At 48.6% G+C, this 15,754-nt stretch carries 31 protein-coding genes; all 31 read right to left on the reverse strand.

Going from position 1 to position 15,754, the window contains the following annotated elements:
- Positions 1 to 549 precede the first annotated feature (549 nt).
- A complete protein-coding gene (rplQ, locus tag BZG25_RS15070; RefSeq protein ID WP_046074810.1) occupies positions 550 to 936 on the reverse strand; it encodes a 50S ribosomal protein L17 in 387 nt (128 codons plus the stop codon).
- Positions 937 to 971: 35 nt separating this feature from the next.
- The gene (locus BZG25_RS15075) at positions 972 to 1,961 is read right to left on the reverse strand and encodes a DNA-directed RNA polymerase subunit alpha (protein ID WP_046074809.1); all 990 of its coding nucleotides are present in this window, start codon (positions 1,959 to 1,961) and stop codon (positions 972 to 974) included.
- Positions 1,962 to 1,984: 23 nt separating this feature from the next.
- Entirely contained in the window at positions 1,985 to 2,605 is a 621-nt protein-coding gene (gene rpsD, locus BZG25_RS15080; RefSeq protein ID WP_046074808.1) for a 30S ribosomal protein S4, read from the reverse strand.
- A 40-nt stretch (positions 2,606 to 2,645) separates the two neighbouring features.
- Entirely contained in the window at positions 2,646 to 3,035 is a 390-nt protein-coding gene (gene rpsK / locus BZG25_RS15085) for a 30S ribosomal protein S11 (RefSeq protein ID WP_021024486.1), read from the reverse strand.
- 18 nt (positions 3,036 to 3,053) lie between these two features.
- Complete coding sequence (gene rpsM / locus BZG25_RS15090) at positions 3,054 to 3,410, reverse strand: 30S ribosomal protein S13 (RefSeq protein WP_046074807.1); 357 nt, start codon at positions 3,408 to 3,410, stop codon at positions 3,054 to 3,056.
- Between the two features lie 146 nt (positions 3,411 to 3,556).
- Positions 3,557 to 3,670, reverse strand: coding sequence for a 50S ribosomal protein L36 (rpmJ, locus tag BZG25_RS15095; protein ID WP_021024484.1), 114 nt, complete (start codon positions 3,668 to 3,670; stop codon positions 3,557 to 3,559).
- Positions 3,671 to 3,697: 27 nt separating this feature from the next.
- Complete coding sequence (gene secY / locus BZG25_RS15100) at positions 3,698 to 5,023, reverse strand: preprotein translocase subunit SecY (RefSeq protein ID WP_046074806.1); 1,326 nt, start codon at positions 5,021 to 5,023, stop codon at positions 3,698 to 3,700.
- 23 nt (positions 5,024 to 5,046) lie between these two features.
- The gene (gene rplO / locus BZG25_RS15105; protein ID WP_046074805.1) at positions 5,047 to 5,481 is read right to left on the reverse strand and encodes a 50S ribosomal protein L15; all 435 of its coding nucleotides are present in this window, start codon (positions 5,479 to 5,481) and stop codon (positions 5,047 to 5,049) included.
- A gap of 4 nt (positions 5,482 to 5,485) precedes the next feature.
- Positions 5,486 to 5,665 carry a 50S ribosomal protein L30 gene (gene rpmD, locus BZG25_RS15110; RefSeq protein ID WP_046074804.1) on the reverse strand — a complete coding sequence of 60 codons (180 nt, stop codon included), beginning with the start codon at positions 5,663 to 5,665 and terminating at the stop codon, positions 5,486 to 5,488.
- A 6-nt stretch (positions 5,666 to 5,671) separates the two neighbouring features.
- Positions 5,672 to 6,169 (reverse strand): 30S ribosomal protein S5, encoded by a 498-nt coding sequence (gene rpsE / locus BZG25_RS15115; RefSeq protein WP_046074803.1) that lies wholly within the window; start codon positions 6,167 to 6,169, stop codon positions 5,672 to 5,674.
- Between the two features lie 12 nt (positions 6,170 to 6,181).
- On the reverse strand, positions 6,182 to 6,535 hold the full coding sequence (gene rplR / locus BZG25_RS15120) for a 50S ribosomal protein L18 (RefSeq protein WP_021024479.1): 354 nt from the start codon (positions 6,533 to 6,535) through the stop codon (positions 6,182 to 6,184).
- Between the two features lie 9 nt (positions 6,536 to 6,544).
- Positions 6,545 to 7,078, reverse strand: a complete 534-nt coding sequence (gene rplF / locus BZG25_RS15125; RefSeq protein ID WP_069362267.1) for a 50S ribosomal protein L6 — start codon at positions 7,076 to 7,078, stop codon at positions 6,545 to 6,547.
- A gap of 13 nt (positions 7,079 to 7,091) precedes the next feature.
- Complete coding sequence (rpsH, locus tag BZG25_RS15130) at positions 7,092 to 7,484, reverse strand: 30S ribosomal protein S8 (protein ID WP_046074800.1); 393 nt, start codon at positions 7,482 to 7,484, stop codon at positions 7,092 to 7,094.
- Between the two features lie 23 nt (positions 7,485 to 7,507).
- On the reverse strand, positions 7,508 to 7,813 hold the full coding sequence (gene rpsN / locus BZG25_RS15135) for a 30S ribosomal protein S14 (protein ID WP_046074799.1): 306 nt from the start codon (positions 7,811 to 7,813) through the stop codon (positions 7,508 to 7,510).
- 17 nt (positions 7,814 to 7,830) lie between these two features.
- Positions 7,831 to 8,370 carry a 50S ribosomal protein L5 gene (gene rplE / locus BZG25_RS15140; RefSeq protein WP_021024475.1) on the reverse strand — a complete coding sequence of 180 codons (540 nt, stop codon included), beginning with the start codon at positions 8,368 to 8,370 and terminating at the stop codon, positions 7,831 to 7,833.
- 15 nt (positions 8,371 to 8,385) lie between these two features.
- Positions 8,386 to 8,700, reverse strand: coding sequence for a 50S ribosomal protein L24 (gene rplX, locus BZG25_RS15145; protein ID WP_021024474.1), 315 nt, complete (start codon positions 8,698 to 8,700; stop codon positions 8,386 to 8,388).
- Between the two features lie 11 nt (positions 8,701 to 8,711).
- On the reverse strand, positions 8,712 to 9,083 hold the full coding sequence (gene rplN, locus BZG25_RS15150) for a 50S ribosomal protein L14 (protein ID WP_046074798.1): 372 nt from the start codon (positions 9,081 to 9,083) through the stop codon (positions 8,712 to 8,714).
- Between the two features lie 160 nt (positions 9,084 to 9,243).
- Complete coding sequence (gene rpsQ / locus BZG25_RS15155) at positions 9,244 to 9,498, reverse strand: 30S ribosomal protein S17 (RefSeq protein WP_046074797.1); 255 nt, start codon at positions 9,496 to 9,498, stop codon at positions 9,244 to 9,246.
- A complete protein-coding gene (gene rpmC / locus BZG25_RS15160) occupies positions 9,498 to 9,689 on the reverse strand; it encodes a 50S ribosomal protein L29 (protein ID WP_046074796.1) in 192 nt (63 codons plus the stop codon). Before rpmC ends, rpsQ begins: the two co-directional genes overlap by 1 nt.
- A complete protein-coding gene (rplP, locus tag BZG25_RS15165; protein WP_021024470.1) occupies positions 9,689 to 10,099 on the reverse strand; it encodes a 50S ribosomal protein L16 in 411 nt (136 codons plus the stop codon). Before rplP ends, rpmC begins: the two co-directional genes overlap by 1 nt.
- Before the next feature lie 11 nt (positions 10,100 to 10,110).
- Positions 10,111 to 10,800, reverse strand: a complete 690-nt coding sequence (gene rpsC, locus BZG25_RS15170) for a 30S ribosomal protein S3 (RefSeq protein WP_046074795.1) — start codon at positions 10,798 to 10,800, stop codon at positions 10,111 to 10,113.
- 19 nt (positions 10,801 to 10,819) lie between these two features.
- Positions 10,820 to 11,152: a 50S ribosomal protein L22 gene (rplV, locus tag BZG25_RS15175; RefSeq protein WP_046074794.1), complete on the reverse strand. Its 333-nt coding sequence runs from the start codon at positions 11,150 to 11,152 to the stop codon at positions 10,820 to 10,822.
- Between the two features lie 10 nt (positions 11,153 to 11,162).
- Positions 11,163 to 11,441, reverse strand: a complete 279-nt coding sequence (gene rpsS / locus BZG25_RS15180) for a 30S ribosomal protein S19 (protein WP_021024467.1) — start codon at positions 11,439 to 11,441, stop codon at positions 11,163 to 11,165.
- 20 nt (positions 11,442 to 11,461) lie between these two features.
- Positions 11,462 to 12,286: a 50S ribosomal protein L2 gene (rplB, locus tag BZG25_RS15185; protein WP_046074793.1), complete on the reverse strand. Its 825-nt coding sequence runs from the start codon at positions 12,284 to 12,286 to the stop codon at positions 11,462 to 11,464.
- Between the two features lie 19 nt (positions 12,287 to 12,305).
- Positions 12,306 to 12,608: a 50S ribosomal protein L23 gene (gene rplW, locus BZG25_RS15190; protein ID WP_021024465.1), complete on the reverse strand. Its 303-nt coding sequence runs from the start codon at positions 12,606 to 12,608 to the stop codon at positions 12,306 to 12,308.
- Positions 12,605 to 13,207 carry a 50S ribosomal protein L4 gene (gene rplD / locus BZG25_RS15195; protein WP_046074792.1) on the reverse strand — a complete coding sequence of 201 codons (603 nt, stop codon included), beginning with the start codon at positions 13,205 to 13,207 and terminating at the stop codon, positions 12,605 to 12,607. The genes rplW and rplD overlap by 4 nt, the downstream gene beginning before the upstream one ends.
- 16 nt (positions 13,208 to 13,223) lie before the next feature.
- Positions 13,224 to 13,853, reverse strand: coding sequence for a 50S ribosomal protein L3 (gene rplC / locus BZG25_RS15200; RefSeq protein WP_046074791.1), 630 nt, complete (start codon positions 13,851 to 13,853; stop codon positions 13,224 to 13,226).
- 13 nt (positions 13,854 to 13,866) lie between these two features.
- Positions 13,867 to 14,178, reverse strand: coding sequence for a 30S ribosomal protein S10 (gene rpsJ, locus BZG25_RS15205; RefSeq protein ID WP_002541412.1), 312 nt, complete (start codon positions 14,176 to 14,178; stop codon positions 13,867 to 13,869).
- A gap of 354 nt (positions 14,179 to 14,532) precedes the next feature.
- The gene (bfr, locus tag BZG25_RS15210) at positions 14,533 to 15,021 is read right to left on the reverse strand and encodes a bacterioferritin (RefSeq protein ID WP_046074790.1); all 489 of its coding nucleotides are present in this window, start codon (positions 15,019 to 15,021) and stop codon (positions 14,533 to 14,535) included.
- A 74-nt stretch (positions 15,022 to 15,095) separates the two neighbouring features.
- Positions 15,096 to 15,287 carry a bacterioferritin-associated ferredoxin gene (bfd, locus tag BZG25_RS15215; protein ID WP_046074828.1) on the reverse strand — a complete coding sequence of 64 codons (192 nt, stop codon included), beginning with the start codon at positions 15,285 to 15,287 and terminating at the stop codon, positions 15,096 to 15,098.
- 187 nt (positions 15,288 to 15,474) lie between these two features.
- Positions 15,475 to 15,754, reverse strand: a 280-nt coding sequence (locus BZG25_RS15220) for an elongation factor Tu (protein WP_077639344.1), incomplete at its 5' end; no start/stop codon positions are given.

The raw sequence follows: 15,754 nt of genomic DNA on the forward strand, positions 1-15,754 counted from the left end.
TTGTCGTTTGGTCACTCAGTTCATCGAATAAATCTTTTTGTCTATTCTCAACGAGTGCCCACACAGATTGCATAGGTCAAATTGTTAAAGAGCGTTGACGATGCGAAGCTGCGCTTCGCTTGGTCAGGGCTGCGTATCTTACGCGCCTTGCCGTTAAAGTCAAGAAGAAATTTTATCTTTTATTTTCAACCCGCCGGGGTGAAATAAAACCTCTTTTTGACTCCCCTAACGCGCTATCTGCGTTAAGTAGGGCGGCATTCTAAAGCGTTTGTGACATCCGTCAATCATTAATTGTTTGTTTTTTACTAAGCGGTCTATTTTTGTCCGATATCGCCTTTTTTGGCCAACTAAACCTCGTTTTGCTTCCTAAGCATTAAAAATTGTCATTTATGCTGCAAGTTTTGTGCGTTGTACGCCGACCTCTTGTATGAAAGGAGACAAGCATCGGAAACCTATCAGGGATTTTGCCCTATACAAGCCTAGGCTAGATAAAGAAAAAGCCAGGCGAGTTGCCTGGCTTTTCTAGGTGCTGCTTATAAGTAATAAAACTTATTCTGCAGCTTGCTCAGCGTCTTGCTCTGGGCGATCAACAAGCTCGATGTAAGCCATTGGGGCTTTATCACCAGAGCGAACACCGCATTTCAGAATGCGAGTGTAACCGCCAGCACGTGAAGCAAAACGTGGGCCGAGTTCATTAAACAGTTTCGCTACGACTTCGTCGTTACGAGTACGAGCGAATGCTACACGACGGTTAGCAACACTGTCGTTTTTAGCTAAGGTAATCAACGGTTCAATGACGCGACGCAGCTCTTTTGCCTTCGGCAAAGTTGTTTTGATAACTTCGTGAGTTACCAGCGAGCTAGCCATGTTGCTGAACATCGCTTTACGATGGCTGCTGTTGCGATTGAGTTGACGACCACTCTTACGATGGCGCATGACCTAATCCTTCTAACTAAATAATCAGTCTCTGATTAATCTTCAGCAATGGATGCTGGCGGCCAGTTTTCTAGGCGCATACCTAGAGACAGACCACGTGATGCCAGCACGTCTTTAATTTCAGTCAAAGACTTCTTACCAAGGTTTGGCGTTTTCAGAAGCTCAACCTCGGTACGCTGTACCAGATCACCGATATAGTGAATCGCTTCTGCTTTCAAACAGTTAGCAGAGCGAACAGTTAGTTCAAGATCGTCTACAGGACGCAGTAGGATCGGATCGAACTCTGGCTTCTCTTCTTTCTCCTCAGGGACACGTACATCGCGCAGGTCAACAAACGCATCTAGCTGTTCTGCTAGGATGGTTGCCGCACGGCGAATCGCTTCCTCAGGATCCAGTGTACCGTTAGTTTCCATATCGATGACCAGCTTGTCGAGGTCAGTACGCTGTTCGACACGCGCTGCTTCCACTTTGTAAGCAATACGATCTACTGGGCTGAACGTTGCGTCAACAAGTAGGCGACCGATTGGACGCTCGTCGTCTTCGCTATCGATACGCGCAGACGCTGGTACATAGCCACGACCACGTTCTACCTTGATACGCATGCTAATTTCAGCGCTTGCATCAGTCAGGTGGCAGATAACGTGTTCTGGGTTCGCAATCTCAACACCACCATCATGGGTGATGTCGCCTGCAACAACAGGGCCTGCACCAGACTTGGTCAGAGTAAGGATAACTTCATCTTTACCCTCAACCTTAACGGCTAGGCCTTTAAGGTTAAGTAGGATTTCCAGGATATCTTCCTGAACCCCTTCTTTGGTGCTGTACTCGTGCAATACGCCGTCAATTTCAACTTCCGTCACCGCACAGCCTGGCATAGATGAAAGTAGGATACGACGTAGCGCATTCCCCAGAGTATGGCCAAAACCACGCTCTAGGGGTTCAAGAGTTACTTTTGCGTGCGTCGAGCTAACTTGTTCAATATCAACTAGACGCGGCTTAAGAAATTCTGTTACAGAACCCTGCATTATGTCCTCTCTTTAGTTCAGCTTTACTTAGAGTAAAGCTCGACGATCAGGTGTTCGTTGATGTCAGCAGACAAATCAGAACGCTCTGGTAGGCGCTTGAATGTGCCTTCCATCTTCTTGCTGTCTACTTCGATCCAAGTTGGCAGTTCGCGTTGAGCGGCAACTTCTAGAGCTGCTTTGATACGCGCCTGGTTCTTAGCTTTCTCGCGAATGCTAATCACGTCGTTTGCCGAAACCTTGAAAGAAGGTACGTTAACTACTTTGCCGTTAACTAGGATCGCTTTGTGGCTTACCAGCTGACGTGATTCAGCGCGAGTTGCGCCAAAGCCCATGCGGTAAACTACGTTGTCTAGGCGACCTTCAAGAAGCTGAAGCAGGTTCTCACCTGTATTACCCTTGATGCGGGCAGCGTCTTTGTAGTAGTTACGGAACTGCTTTTCCATTACGCCGTACATACGACGTACTTTTTGCTTCTCGCGAAGCTGAACGCCATAGTCAGACAGACGGCCGCGACGCTGACCGTGAACGCCTGGGACGTTATCGATTTTACACTTGGTATCAATCGCGCGTACGCCTGACTTAAGGAATAAGTCAGTGCCTTCGCGACGGCTAAGCTTCAGCTTAGGACCCAAATATCTTGCCATGATCTTTCTCCAATATTCTAAGAAACAGCGCTAGTGCGTATTAAACGCGGCGTTTCTTAGGTGGACGACAACCGTTATGCGGGATTGGCGTCGCATCAACAATGTTAGTGATGCGGAAGCCCGCTGCGTTCAAGGCACGAATAGTAGACTCGCGACCTGGACCTGGACCTTTAACCATCACTTCGAGGTTTTTCAGGCCGTACTCTTTTGCCATTTCACCACAACGCTCTGCAGCAACCTGCGCAGCGTATGGAGTTGACTTACGAGAGCCACGGAAACCTGAACCACCGGCGGTCGCCCATGCCAGAGCGTTACCTTGACGGTCAGAAATCGTCACGATTGTGTTATTGAAAGACGCATGAATGTGCGCGACGCCATCAGCGACTTGCTTGCGTACGCGTTTGCGTGCACGAGTTGCTTGTTTAGCCATAGTACTTATCTACCCCGATTATTTCTTGATCGGCTTGCGCGGACCCTTACGGGTACGAGCATTGGTCTTCGTACGCTGACCACGTAGTGGCAAGCTGCGACGATGACGAATACCGCGGTTACAACCAAGGTCCATAAGACGCTTGATGTTCATGGAAATTTCACGACGTAGATCGCCTTCTACGGTGTACTTAGCGACACCGTCACGCAATTGGTCGATCTGTTCTTCTGATAGTTCACTGATCTTAGTGCTTTCAGCAATACCTGCATCAGCTAAAATAGCTTGAGAGGTGGTTTTGCCGACGCCGTAAATCGCAGTCAATGCGATAACAGCATGCTTTTGATCAGGAATGTTAATGCCTGCTATACGGGCCACTATTCACTCCTAGTACTTTTCAAGTAGAACCGCTGCAGAGCCCGTCGAGGATACGCAGCGGCATAACCACTTCTTTTGCACATACAAAAGGTGGGCTGGCTAATGTAGCCAGCCTGACCTCATTTTGCAAGAAAAATATTCTGCTATTAGCCTTGGCGCTGCTTGTGCTTTGGCTCACTGCAGATCACACGAACGGTACCGTTACGCTTGATCACTTTACAGTTACGGCAGATTTTCTTAACGGAAGCACGAACTTTCATTGCTAAACTCCGTAAATAGACAACCTATTAGCGGCCGTAGCCTTTGAGGTTGGCTTTTTTCAACACGGACTCATATTGTTGAGACATCAAATGAGTCTGAACTTGAGCCATAAAGTCCATGATTACGACTACTACGATGAGTAGTGATGTACCACCAAAGTAGAAGTGGACATCCCACGCAATCATCATGAACTCGGGGATCAGACAGATAAAGGTAATATACATGGCACCTGCGAGGGTTAACCGCGTCATTACTTTATCAATGTATTTAGCAGTCTGCTCACCCGGGCGAATACCAGGTACGAACGCTCCTGACTTCTTCAAATTATCTGCTGTTTCTCGCGGGTTAAACACCAACGCTGTATAGAAAAAGCAGAAGAAGATAATCGCTGCCGCATAAAGTATTACGTACGCTGGTTGCCCCGGACTCAGTGCCAATGACACATCGGTTAGCCAGCTTGTTTGATCACCCTTACCAAACCAGTTAGCAAGCGTGCCAGGGAACAAAATAATACTTGATGCAAAAATCGCAGGAATAACGCCTGCCATGTTGATCTTAAGTGGCAGGTGCGTGCTTTGCGCTGCAAAGACACGGCGACCTTGTTGCCGCTTGGCGTAGTTAACGACGATACGACGTTGACCACGCTCCATAAAGACCACAAAGTAGACGACCGCCAATACGATCACTGCGATACCTAGCAAGAGAAGCGGAGACATGTCGCCTTGACGCGCTTGCTCTATTGTCTGTCCAATTGCGGGTGGCAGACCCGCGACAATCCCGGTGAAAATGATCAGCGAGATACCGTTACCTATACCACGTTCCGTAATTTGCTCACCTAACCACATTAAGAACATGGTACCTGTGACCAAACTGACAACCGCAGTAAAGTAAAACGCAGGACCTGGATTAATCACCAGACCTGGCATCATACTCGGTAACCCAGTCGCGATTCCAATTGCTTGGAAAGTTGCCAACACCAGCGTGCCGTAGCGGGTATACTGACTGATCTTACGACGGCCAGATTCGCCCTCTTTTTTCAACTCCGCTAATGCGGGGTGAACCACTGACAATAACTGAACAATAATCGACGCCGAAATATACGGCATAATGCCCAGTGCCAGTATCGAAGCACGCTCAAGGGCACCACCAGAGAACATGTTAACCAAGTCAATGATGGTCCCTTGTTGCTGTTCGAACAGATCGGCAAGTACAGCAGCGTCAATACCAGGAATTGGCACAAAAGAGCCGGCACGGAATACCAATAATGCCATTGCTACAAAAAGTAGGCGGCTTTTTAGCTCCGCGACTCCGCCTTTTGCACTACTGAAGTTTTGTCCTGGTTGTTTTGCCATCTGTACCTCGTCCTCGAGCTAAATTATTCCTCGATTTTACCGCCTGCAGCTTCGATTGCCGCTTTAGCGCCTTTAGTGACACGAACACCTTTCACGGTCACTGAGCGAGCGATTTCGCCAGACAGTACGATTTTCGCCGTACGAGTGTCTTGTGCGATAACATTCGCTGCTTTCAGTGTTTCAAGGCTTACCACGTCACCTTCAACTTTTGCCAGCTCGCCGAGACGAACTTCAGCAGAAGTGAGGCCTTTACGCGAAGTAAAACCGAATTTTGGCAGACGCTGTTTCAAAGGCATTTGACCGCCTTCGAAACCTGGGCGTACTGAACCACCTGAACGTGATTTCTGACCTTTGTGACCACGGCCACCGGTTTTACCCAGGCCTGAACCAATACCACGGCCTACACGCTTCGCAGAAGGCTTTGAGCCTGCAGCCGGAGATAGAGTATTCAAACGCATGTGATTACTCCTCCACTTTAACCATGTAGTTGACTTTGTTGATCATACCGCGCACGCACGGTGTATCTTCAAGTTCAACAGTGTGGTTGATGCGACGTAGGCCCAAGCCACGCAGGGTCGCTTTGTGCTTCGGCAAGCGGCCGATAGCGCTACGAGTCTGAGTTACTTTAATTGTCTTAGCCATGTCGTATTACCCCAGAATTTCGTTGACAGGCATGCCACGTTTCGCAGCTACCATCTCTGGAGACTTCGTACCACCCAGACCATCAATCGTTGCACGAACGATGTTGATTGGGTTGGTAGAACCGTATGCTTTCGCCAGAACGTCTTGAACGCCTGCTACTTCAAGCACGGCACGCATCGCACCACCGGCGATGATACCTGTACCTTCTGATGCTGGCTGCATGTACACTTTTGAACCAGTGTGGCGGCCTTTAACAGCGTGGTGCAGAGTACCGTCTTTCAGCGCGATAGTAATCATGTTACGACGCGCCTTTTCCATTGATTTTTGGATCGCAGCAGGTACTTCACGGGCTTTACCGTAACCGAAACCTACGCGACCGTTACCATCACCTACCACAGTCAGGGCAGTGAAGGTAAAGATGCGACCACCTTTAACCGTTTTAGATACACGGTTTACAGCGATCAGCTTCTCATGCAAATCACTTTGTTGTTTATCGTTAGCCATCTTCCACCTACCTTAGAATTTCAGACCAGCTTCACGGGCAGCATCTGCCAGTGCAGCCACACGGCCGTGGTATTGGAAACCGGAACGGTCAAAAGCAACGGCTTCGATGCCTTTTTCCTTCGCTCGCTCAGCAATGATCTTACCCACGGCTGCAGCGGCGTCTTTGTTACCGGTGCTCTTCACTTGCTCACGGATCGCTTTTTCTACGGTAGAAGCGGCGGCGATAACTTCCGCGCCGTTACCAGCGATAACCTGTGCGTACACATGACGTGGAGTACGGTGTACCACCAGGCGAGTCGCACCCATTTCCGCGATCTTGCGTCGTGCTTTGGTCGCACGACGGATACGAGATGCTTTCTTATCCATAGTGTTACCTTACTTCTTCTTAGCTTCTTTGGTACGCACAGCTTCGTCAGAGTAACGAACGCCTTTGCCTTTGTAAGGCTCTGGCTTGCGGTATGCGCGGATATCGGCAGCCACCTGGCCAACTGCTTGTTTATCAGCACCGCTGATAACAATTTCAGTTTGGCTTGGACATTCTGCCTTAACACCCTCTGGCAGAGCGTGCTCAACCGGGTGAGAGAAACCAAGTGTCAGGTTAAGTTTATTACCTGCAACGTTTGCACGGTAACCAACACCTTTCAGGATCAGTTTCTTGGTAAAGCCTTCTGTAACACCAACAACCATGCTGTTGACCAGTGCGCGCGCGGTGCCAGCATGAGCCCATGCTTTAGCGTGCTCCACACTTGGTGCGAAGGTAATGGTGTTCTCTTCTTGGTTTACTGACACCATATCGTGAAGCGTGCGGCTAAGTTCGCCTTTGCTTCCTTTTACAGTGATTTCCTGACCGTTAAGTTTCACCTCTACGCCGGCAGGAACTACGACAGGTGCTTTTGCAACACGAGACATTTCCTACTCCTTATTAAGCTACGTAGCAGATGATTTCACCGCCCAGACCCGCTTTGCGAGCTGCGCGATCGGTCATCAAACCTTTCGAAGTTGATACAACAGCAATACCAAGGCCACCCATCACTGAAGGCAACTCATCTTTCTTTTTGTAGATGCGCAGGCCTGGACGGCTAACACGTTGGATTTGCTCGATAACTGGTTTAGATTCGAAGTATTTCAACGTCACTTCCAGTTCAGGCTTCGCGTCGCTATTTACTGCGACGTCAGCCACGTAACCTTCTGCTTTTAGTAGCTCAGCAATTGCCACTTTTAGCTTTGACGAAGGCATTTTAACAGCAACTTTCTTTGCTGCCTGACCGTTGCGTAGGCGGGTCAGCATATCCGAGATCGGATCTTGCATGCTCATAAGTCTTTACTCCCGTGATTCAATTACCAGCTTGCCTTACGCAGACCCGGAATCTCGCCTTTCATGCAAGCTTCACGAACCTTGATTCGGCTTAGGCCGAATTTGCGTAGGTAGCCATGTGGACGACCAGTCTGGTTACAGCGGTTACGCTGACGAGACTTCGCAGAATCACGCGGTAGCGACTGAAGCTTCAGGACTGCGTCCCAACGCTCTTCGTCTGACGTGTTGACATTCTTAATGGTCGCACGCAGGTTGTCACGCTTTTCAGCATAACGGGCTGCGAGCTTCGCACGTTTTACGTCACGTGCTTTCATCGATTTTTTAGCCATAACAGTAACCCTTCACCTTACTTACGGAATGGGAAGTTAAAGGCAGCCAGCAGAGCTCGACCTTCCTCATCTGTACCTGCGGTGGTAGTGATAGTAATATCAAGACCACGGATACGATCGACTTTGTCGTAGTCAATCTCAGGGAAGATGATTTGCTCGCGAACGCCCATGCTGTAGTTACCGCGACCGTCGAACGCTTTCGGGTTCAGACCACGGAAGTCACGGATACGAGGAACTGCGATAGCGATCAAACGCTCAAAGAAGTCCCACATACGCTCGCCACGTAGGGTTACTTTACAACCAATTGGGTAGCCCTCACGGATCTTGAAGCCTGCGACTGATTTACGTGCTTTAGTGATCAGCGGCTTTTGACCAGAAATTGCGGTCATATCAGCAGCTGCGTTTTCAAGCAGTTTTTTGTCGTTCAGAGCTTCGCCCACACCCATGTTTAGGGTGATCTTTTCGATCCCTGGGACTTGCATGATGCTTTTGTAACCAAATTGCTTAGATAGCTCAGCTACAACTGTCTCTTTGTAGTAATCATGCAGTTTCGCCATTGTACTACTCCAGAATTACTTAATAGTTTCGCCATTCGACTTGAAGAAACGCACTTTTTTGCCGTCTTCAAATCGGAAGCCTACACGGTCACCTTTACCAGCAGCTGCGTTAAAGATAGCCACGTTTGAAACGTCAATAGCGGCTTCTTGTTCAACGATGCCACCTTGAGTGCCCAGAGCCGGAACCGGCTTCTGGTGTTTCTTCACGAGGTTAATACCTTCAACGATAACTTTACCGGTCGGTAGAACCTTAGATACTTTACCTTTCTTGCCTTTGTCTTTACCGGCAAGAACGATAACTTCGTCGTTACGACGGATTTTAGCTGCCATGAGATCGCTCCTTACAGAACTTCAGGCGCCAGAGACACAATTTTCATGAACTTCTCAGTACGAAGTTCGCGTGTCACAGGGCCAAAGATACGTGTGCCGACTAGTTGCTCGTTAGTGTTGTTCAACAACACGCAAGCATTGCGGTCGAAGCGAATGACAGAGCCGTCTGGACGACGTACGCCTTTACGGGTGCGAACTACCACCGCCTTAAGCACATCACCTTTTTTCACTTTACCGCGTGGGATTGAATCCTTAACGGTAACTTTGATGATGTCGCCAACGTGGGCGTAACGACGGTGAGAGCCACCCAGAACCTTAATACACATTACACTGCGAGCGCCGGAGTTGTCGGCTGCGTCCAGCATACTTTGCATTTGGATCATTGTTAGTGCTCCGCTGTTATTACATCTAGACCCATCTCGGGTCGGGCTGCCTTTTTACAAGGGCGGCGAATAATAACACTATTTTGACCAGATGGGTAGATAAAAAATAAACGGCCCCCCAAATGAGAGCCGTTTGACTTATTATTGTATGAAAAATCGCTTAGATGCGTGATTTTTCAACAACGCGAACCAATGTCCAAGACTTTTGCTTAGAGATTGGACGACACTCACGAACCTCGACAGTGTCACCTTGGTTACACTGGTTTGATTCATCGTGTACATGTAGCTTACTCGTGCGCTTGATGTACTTACCGTAGATTGGGTGTTTCACAAAACGCTCGATAGCAACGACGATAGTTTTATCGCCTTTGTCGCTGATAACGCGACCTTGCTGAGTGCGGATGTTCTCGCTCATTATGCGTTAGCCTTCTCAGTCAGTACGGTTTTTACACGTGCGATATCGCGACGAACAGCTTTAAGAGTGTGAGTTTGCTGAAGTTGGCCAGTAGCCGCTTGCATGCGCAGATTAAACTGCTCACGTAGCAGACCCATTAGCTCTTCGTTCAGCTGCTCAGCAGTCTTTTCACGTAGTTCTTGTGCTTTCATCACATCACCGCCTTAGTTACGAAAGTGGTTTTGATCGGTAGCTTACGTGAAGCTAATTCAAACGCTTCGCGAGCCAGTGATTCAGGAACACCATCCATTTCGTACAGGACCTTGCCTGGTTGGATTTGGGCAACCCAGTAATCTACTGAACCTTTACCCTTACCCATACGAACTTCCAACGGCTTACCAGTAATTGGTTTGTCAGGGAAGACACGAATCCAGATTTGGCCTTGACGTTTAATGTGACGAGTCATCGCACGACGAGCCGCCTCAATTTGACGCGCAGTGATACGACCGCGACCAACAGCTTTCAGGCCATAGGTACCGAAGCTTACGTCAGTACCGTGCGCCAGACCGCGGTTACGACCTTTAAAAGTCTTGCGGAACTTAGTACGTTTTGGTTGAAGCATCGATAGACTCCTTACTTACGGCCTTTACGCTGCTTCTTCGGCTTGTCAGCCTTTTGCTCAACTTCAGCCATTCCACCTAGGATTTCACCTTTGAAGATCCAGGTTTTAATGCCGATTACACCGTACTGGGTGTGAGCAGAAGAAGTTGCGTAATCAATGTCAGCACGAAGGGTGTGCAGTGGCACACGGCCTTCACGGTACCACTCGGTACGAGCGATTTCAGCGCCGCCAAGACGGCCGCTTACTTCTACTTTGATACCTTTGGCACCTAGGCGCATAGCGTTTTGTACCGCGCGCTTCATCGCACGACGGAACATAACACGGCGCTCTAGCTGTGATGCGATGCTGTCGCCAACAAGTTGCGCATCTAGCTCAGGCTTACGTACTTCAGCGATGTTGATTTGCGCTGGTACACCGGCTAGTTTTGCAACGTGAGCGCGCAGCTTCTCAACATCTTCACCTTTCTTACCGATAACCACACCAGGACGTGCAGTGTGAATAGTCACACGAACACTCTTAGCAGGACGCTCGATAACGATGCGAGAGACTGACGCTTTTTTCAGTTCATTGTTCAAGAACTGACGTACCTTAAAGTCGCCGTCTAGGTTGTCAGCGAAATCTTGGTTATTAGCAAACCAAGTGGAATTCCAAGGCTTAACAATGCCAAGACGAATACCATTAGGATGTACTTTTTGACCCATTGCTTTATCTCCTCGTCTCTTAGCGGTCTGCTACAACAACAGTGATGTGGCTAGAACGCTTCAAGATGCGATCGGCACGGCCTTTTGCACGAGGCATAATACGCTTCATGATTGGGCCTTCATCAACGAAGACTTTGGCGACGCTTAGATCGTCGATATCCGCACCTTCGTTATGCTCGGCGTTTGCAATAGCAGATTCCAACACTTTCTTAACCAGGTCAGCAGCTTTTTTGTTGCTGAAAGTCAGTAGTTCCAGTGCTTGTGCTACGTCTTTACCGCGCACTTGATCCGCAACCAAACGTGCTTTTTGAGGCGAGATACGAGCAAAGCGATGTTTAGCAATAGCTTCCATTTCTTACCCCTTAACGCTTCTTAGCTTTCTTATCAGCAGCATGGCCGCGATAAGTACGTGTTGGTGCAAACTCGCCCAGCTTGTGACCGATCATTTCTTCAGAAACGAAAACGGGTACGTGCTGACGACCATTATGGACAGCGATGGTCAATCCGATCATCTGTGGGATGATCATTGAACGACGGGACCAAGTCTTTAAAGGCTTCTTGTCACCGCTTTCCACCGCTTTCTCTACCTTCTTCAGCAAGTGCAGGTCAATAAAAGGACCTTTCTTGAGAGAACGTGGCATGGCTTATCCTCTGATAATAATTACTTGTTACGACGACGTACGATGTACTTGTCGGTACGTTTGTTCTTACGGGTCTTGAAGCCTTTAGTTGGCATACCCCAAGGTGATACTGGATGACGACCACCTGAGGTACGGCCTTCACCACCACCGTGTGGGTGGTCAATCGGGTTCATTGCAACACCACGTACGCTTGGACGTGCGCCTTTCCAGCGCGCGGCACCGGCTTTACCCAGTTCGCGTAGCATGTGCTCAGAGTTACCCACTTCACCAAGAGTCGCACGACCTTCAGCAAGAACCTTACGCATTTCACCGCTGCGCAGGCGGAGTGTGACGTACGCGCCGTCACGAGCTACGATTTGCGCATATGCACCCGCAGAACGAGCTAACTGACCACCTTTACCAGGCTTAAGCTCGATATTGTGGATAGTAGAACCCACTGGGATGTTACGCATTGGCAGGGTGTTACCTACCTTGATAGCTGAATCTGCACCAGATTGGATCTGATCACCGGCTTTTAGGCCTTTTGGTGCGATGATGTAACGACGTTCACCGTCCGTATACAGTACAAGCGCGATGTTTGCACTACGGTTCGGATCGTACTCGAGACGCTCAACTTTCGCTGGGATACCGTCTTTAGTACGTTTGAAGTCAATTACACGGTAATGATGCTTGTGACCACCACCGATGTGACGCACTGTGATTCGACCGTTGTTATTGCGACCACCAGACTTAGAGTTTTTCTCTAGCAGTGGTGCATATGGTTTACCTTTGTACAGATCATGGTTAACCACTTTAACAAGGTGACGACGACCCGGTGAAGTCGGCTTACATTTGATAATAGCCATTTGCTTTTACTCCTCCGTCTTACTCAGCGCCGCCAACGAAGTCGATGTCCTGACCTTCTTTCAAGGCAACATACGCTTTTTTCCAGTCGCTACGACGGCCTTCACGCATACCTTGACGTTTGGTCTTACCCTTCACAAGAAGAGTACGAACAGACTTCACTTCAACTTCGAACAGTTTTTCAACTGCCGCTTTGATCTCTTTTTTAGTTGCTTCTTTGGCGACTTTGAATACAACGGTGTTGTTGTTTTCAGCGGCCATCGTCGCTTTTTCAGAGATGTGCGGAGCACGCAGAACTTTTAGGATACGCTCTTCAGTGATCATGCCAGCATCTCCTCAACTTGTTTAACTGCATCAGCAGTCATCACGACTTTGTCGAAAGCGATCAAGCTAACTGGGTCGATGGTATCTGTATCGCGTACGTCAACCTTATAAAGGTTACGTGCCGCAAGGAACAGGTTCTCATCAACTTCGGCAGTGACGATCAGAGCATCGTTCAGCTCAAGCTCTTTCAGCTTAGCGACAAGCTCTTTAGTTTTTGGTGCTTCAACAGAGAAGTTATCAACAACGATCAAACGCTCTTGACGAACCAGCTCTGACAGGATGCTCTTAAGAGCACCACGGTACATCTTTTTGTTTACTTTCTGAGCGTGGTCCTGAGGACGTGCTGCGAAAGTGACACCACCGCTGCGCCAGATTGGGCTGCGGATTGTACCTGCACGGGCGCGACCAGTACCCTTCTGACGCCATGGCTTAGCACCGCCACCAGACACGTCTGAACGAGTTTTCTGAGCGCGAGTACCTTGACGGGCACCAGCTGCGTATGCAACGACTACCTGGTGAACCAGGGACTCGTTGAATTCACGCCCGAAGGTAGTTTCGGAAACAGTTAGCGCGTCGGCGCCTTTGACTACCAATTCCATTACTATCTCCTCGACGTTACGCTTTAACGGCTGGTTTAACGATCACGTTGCCACCTGTCGCACCTGGGACTGCACCTTTAATAAGGAGCAGATTGCGCTCAGCGTCAACACGTACGATCTCTAGGTTTTGAGTCGTTACACGCTCAGCACCCATGTGACCTGCCATTTTTTTGCCTTTGAATACGCGACCTGGGCTCTGACATTGTCCGATAGAACCAGGTGCACGGTGAGACAAAGAGTTACCGTGGCTCATGTCTTGAGTACGGAAGTTCCAACGCTTAACGCCGCCTTGGAAGCCCTTACCTTTTGACGTGCCAGTAACGTCTACTTTTTTGATTTCAGAGAAAAGATCGACGTTTAGCTCAGCGCCAACTTCGAACTCTTCACCATTTTCCAGACGGAATTCCCACAAACCGCGGCCTGCTTCAACACCTGCTTTCGCAAAGTGACCAGCTTGTGCCTTGTTAACACGGCTTGCTTTCTTCTCGCCTGTAGTGATTTGAATTGCGGCATAACCGTCAACGTCAGGCTTACGCACCTGCGCAACACGGTTAGCTTCAACTTCAACTACGGTTACCGGGATAGAAACGCCATCTTCGTTGAAGATACGAGTCATACCGACTTTACGACCGACTAGACCAATCATTATCTACTCCCCCTTAACCCAGGCTGATTTGAACATCAACGCCCGCAGCAAGGTCAAGACGCATCAGAGCGTCAACAGTTTTATCTGTTGGCTCAACGATGTCGATCAGACGTTTGTGAGTACGAATTTCGTACTGGTCACGTGCGTCTTTGTTTACGTGCGGAGAAATAAGAACGGTGAAGCGCTCTTTACGAGTAGGTAGAGGGATTGGTCCCTTAACCTGTGCGCCAGTGCGCTTAGCGGTTTCAACGATTTCCGCGGTAGACTGATCGATCAAACGATGATCGAACGCCTTAAGGCGGATACGGATACGTTGGTTCTGCATGAGACAGAGCTCCAAATTCTAAAATATTTACACAAACAATATCGCCATTCCACCTCATTAAGACGAGGGAATGCCGATTAATTTATGTGAAACCGTAGTGCCAAAATTAGGCACATTGTCAGCCATTATTCTATGACTGCGAACATAAGCGGAGTATACATTAAACGAACAGTTTACTGTTCCATTCCTCGATGCTCATTGGTTCACAACTGCGTCGGAAGTCGCAATGACTTAAGCAGTGCCGGGCATTATACCGATGCGCGATAGCTTTGCAAGCCTTGGTTAAAAAATAAGCCCAAACAAAAACGCACCCGACAGGGTGCGTTCATCTACCTCGAGACGTTGAGCGCCGTCTTAAGCTTTATCGCTGGCGTCTTCGATTATCTGTGCTTGGTTGTAGTTGGCGATACCCACTTTATCAATCAGACCCAGCTGAGTCTCCAACCAATCAATGTGCTCTTCCTCATCATCGAGGATATACTGGAACAGATCGCGCGACACGAAATCACGGATGCTTTCGGTGTAAGCAATCGCTTCTTTCAAGTCTTCGTGCGCTTGCATCTCTAGCGCCAAATCACACTCGAAAATTTCTTGTGTATCTTCACCAATGCGTAACTTGCCTAAATCTTGCAAATTGGGCGTCCCTTCTAAAAACAAGATACGCTCAATGAGCTTGTCCGCATGTTTCATCTCATCAATGGACTCTTCATATTCTTTGTCCGCGATGACTTTTAAGCCCCAGTCTTTAAGCATGCGCGCATGCAAAAAGTACTGATTAATCGCAATCAGTTCATTGCCGAGTACCGTGTTGAGAAACGCTATCGATTTTGGATCGCCTTTCATGGCAAAAGCCTCCTTATGGGTTCTACTTAACAAATGTAGAACCCATAAGGAGGCTGTCAAATATTGACTGCAGGTTAACTCGCTTTTTGTAGCGTGATCAGTTGGCTCTCGTCATATATTACCTCTTTGGCTTGACGTACACATTTACCACATTGCGAACCCAGAGGGGTCAGCTGGCGTAACTCACGGATACTGGTGACGCCTTGCTGACGCACCCAATGCTTAATGGTCTTATCCGACACGCTGTGGCAAATACAAACTAACATCTCTGTCATCTCAAAACATTAACTATAACGAGAATAGTTCGCATTGCTTTCAAGGTAAAGGGTTTTTATATAACGCTTGGTTATTGATGACTAACTCATTTATATCAAGTTATCGCGAAAGAAAGCGCAAACAAAAAGGGAGCGCAAATGCGCTCCCTTTGATTGATAAGACAAGATGTCTATCAAATTAAGCGATGATGTTAGCAACAACACCCGCGCCTACAGTACGGCCACCTTCACGGATAGCGAAGCGTAGACCTTCGTCCATCGCGATAGGTGCGATCAGCTCAACAACCATCTTGATGTTGTCACCAGGCATTACCATCTCAACGCCTTCTGGCAGCTCGATAGTACCGGTTACGTCAGTTGTACGGAAGTAGAACTGTGGACGATAGCCTTTGAAGAACGGCGTATGACGGCCACCTTCGTCTTTGCCCAGTACGTATACTTCTGACTCGAACTTGGTG

It is taken from the genome of Salinivibrio sp. ML198 (assembly GCF_001996015.1).
Lineage (GTDB): Bacteria > Pseudomonadota > Gammaproteobacteria > Enterobacterales > Vibrionaceae > Salinivibrio > Salinivibrio siamensis.

Bases quoted from the DNA above. Each gene is read 5' to 3' on its own strand.
- rplQ (WP_046074810.1), bottom strand. From the start codon at position 936: ATGCGCCATCGTAAGAGTGGTCGTCAACTCAATCGCAACAGCAGCCAT.
- BZG25_RS15075 (WP_046074809.1), bottom strand. From the start codon at position 1,961: ATGCAGGGTTCTGTAACAGAATTTCTTAAGCCGCGTCTAGTTGATATT.
- rpsD (WP_046074808.1), bottom strand. From the start codon at position 2,605: ATGGCAAGATATTTGGGTCCTAAGCTGAAGCTTAGCCGTCGCGAAGGC.
- rpsK (WP_021024486.1), bottom strand. From the start codon at position 3,035: ATGGCTAAACAAGCAACTCGTGCACGCAAACGCGTACGCAAGCAAGTC.
- rpmJ (WP_021024484.1), bottom strand. From the start codon at position 3,670: ATGAAAGTTCGTGCTTCCGTTAAGAAAATCTGCCGTAACTGTAAAGTG.
- secY (WP_046074806.1), bottom strand. From the start codon at position 5,023: ATGGCAAAACAACCAGGACAAAACTTCAGTAGTGCAAAAGGCGGAGTC.
- rplO (WP_046074805.1), bottom strand. From the start codon at position 5,481: ATGCGTTTGAATACTCTATCTCCGGCTGCAGGCTCAAAGCCTTCTGCG.
- rpmD (WP_046074804.1), bottom strand. From the start codon at position 5,665: ATGGCTAAGACAATTAAAGTAACTCAGACTCGTAGCGCTATCGGCCGC.
- rpsE (WP_046074803.1), bottom strand. From the start codon at position 6,169: ATGGCTAACGATAAACAACAAAGTGATTTGCATGAGAAGCTGATCGCT.
- rplR (WP_021024479.1), bottom strand. From the start codon at position 6,535: ATGGATAAGAAAGCATCTCGTATCCGTCGTGCGACCAAAGCACGACGC.
- rplF (WP_069362267.1), bottom strand. From the start codon at position 7,078: ATGTCTCGTGTTGCAAAAGCACCTGTCGTAGTTCCTGCCGGCGTAGAG.
- rpsH (WP_046074800.1), bottom strand. From the start codon at position 7,484: ATGAGCATGCAAGATCCGATCTCGGATATGCTGACCCGCCTACGCAAC.
- rpsN (WP_046074799.1), bottom strand. From the start codon at position 7,813: ATGGCTAAAAAATCGATGAAAGCACGTGACGTAAAACGTGCGAAGCTC.
- rplE (WP_021024475.1), bottom strand. From the start codon at position 8,370: ATGGCGAAACTGCATGATTACTACAAAGAGACAGTTGTAGCTGAGCTA.
- rplX (WP_021024474.1), bottom strand. From the start codon at position 8,700: ATGGCAGCTAAAATCCGTCGTAACGACGAAGTTATCGTTCTTGCCGGT.
- rplN (WP_046074798.1), bottom strand. From the start codon at position 9,083: ATGATCCAAATGCAAAGTATGCTGGACGCAGCCGACAACTCCGGCGCT.
- rpsQ (WP_046074797.1), bottom strand. From the start codon at position 9,498: ATGAGCGAGAACATCCGCACTCAGCAAGGTCGCGTTATCAGCGACAAA.
- rpmC (WP_046074796.1), bottom strand. From the start codon at position 9,689: ATGAAAGCACAAGAACTACGTGAAAAGACTGCTGAGCAGCTGAACGAA.
- rplP (WP_021024470.1), bottom strand. From the start codon at position 10,099: ATGCTTCAACCAAAACGTACTAAGTTCCGCAAGACTTTTAAAGGTCGT.
- rpsC (WP_046074795.1), bottom strand. From the start codon at position 10,800: ATGGGTCAAAAAGTACATCCTAATGGTATTCGTCTTGGCATTGTTAAG.
- rplV (WP_046074794.1), bottom strand. From the start codon at position 11,152: ATGGAAGCTATTGCTAAACATCGCTTTGCTCGTATCTCGCCTCAAAAA.
- rpsS (WP_021024467.1), bottom strand. From the start codon at position 11,441: ATGCCACGTTCTCTCAAGAAAGGTCCTTTTATTGACCTGCACTTGCTG.
- rplB (WP_046074793.1), bottom strand. From the start codon at position 12,286: ATGGCTATTATCAAATGTAAGCCGACTTCACCGGGTCGTCGTCACCTT.
- rplW (WP_021024465.1), bottom strand. From the start codon at position 12,608: ATGATCACTGAAGAGCGTATCCTAAAAGTTCTGCGTGCTCCGCACATC.
- rplD (WP_046074792.1), bottom strand. From the start codon at position 13,207: ATGGAATTGGTAGTCAAAGGCGCCGACGCGCTAACTGTTTCCGAAACT.
- rplC (WP_046074791.1), bottom strand. From the start codon at position 13,853: ATGATTGGTCTAGTCGGTCGTAAAGTCGGTATGACTCGTATCTTCAAC.
- rpsJ (WP_002541412.1), bottom strand. From the start codon at position 14,178: ATGCAGAACCAACGTATCCGTATCCGCCTTAAGGCGTTCGATCATCGT.
- bfr (WP_046074790.1), bottom strand. From the start codon at position 15,021: ATGAAAGGCGATCCAAAATCGATAGCGTTTCTCAACACGGTACTCGGC.
- bfd (WP_046074828.1), bottom strand. From the start codon at position 15,287: ATGTTAGTTTGTATTTGCCACAGCGTGTCGGATAAGACCATTAAGCAT.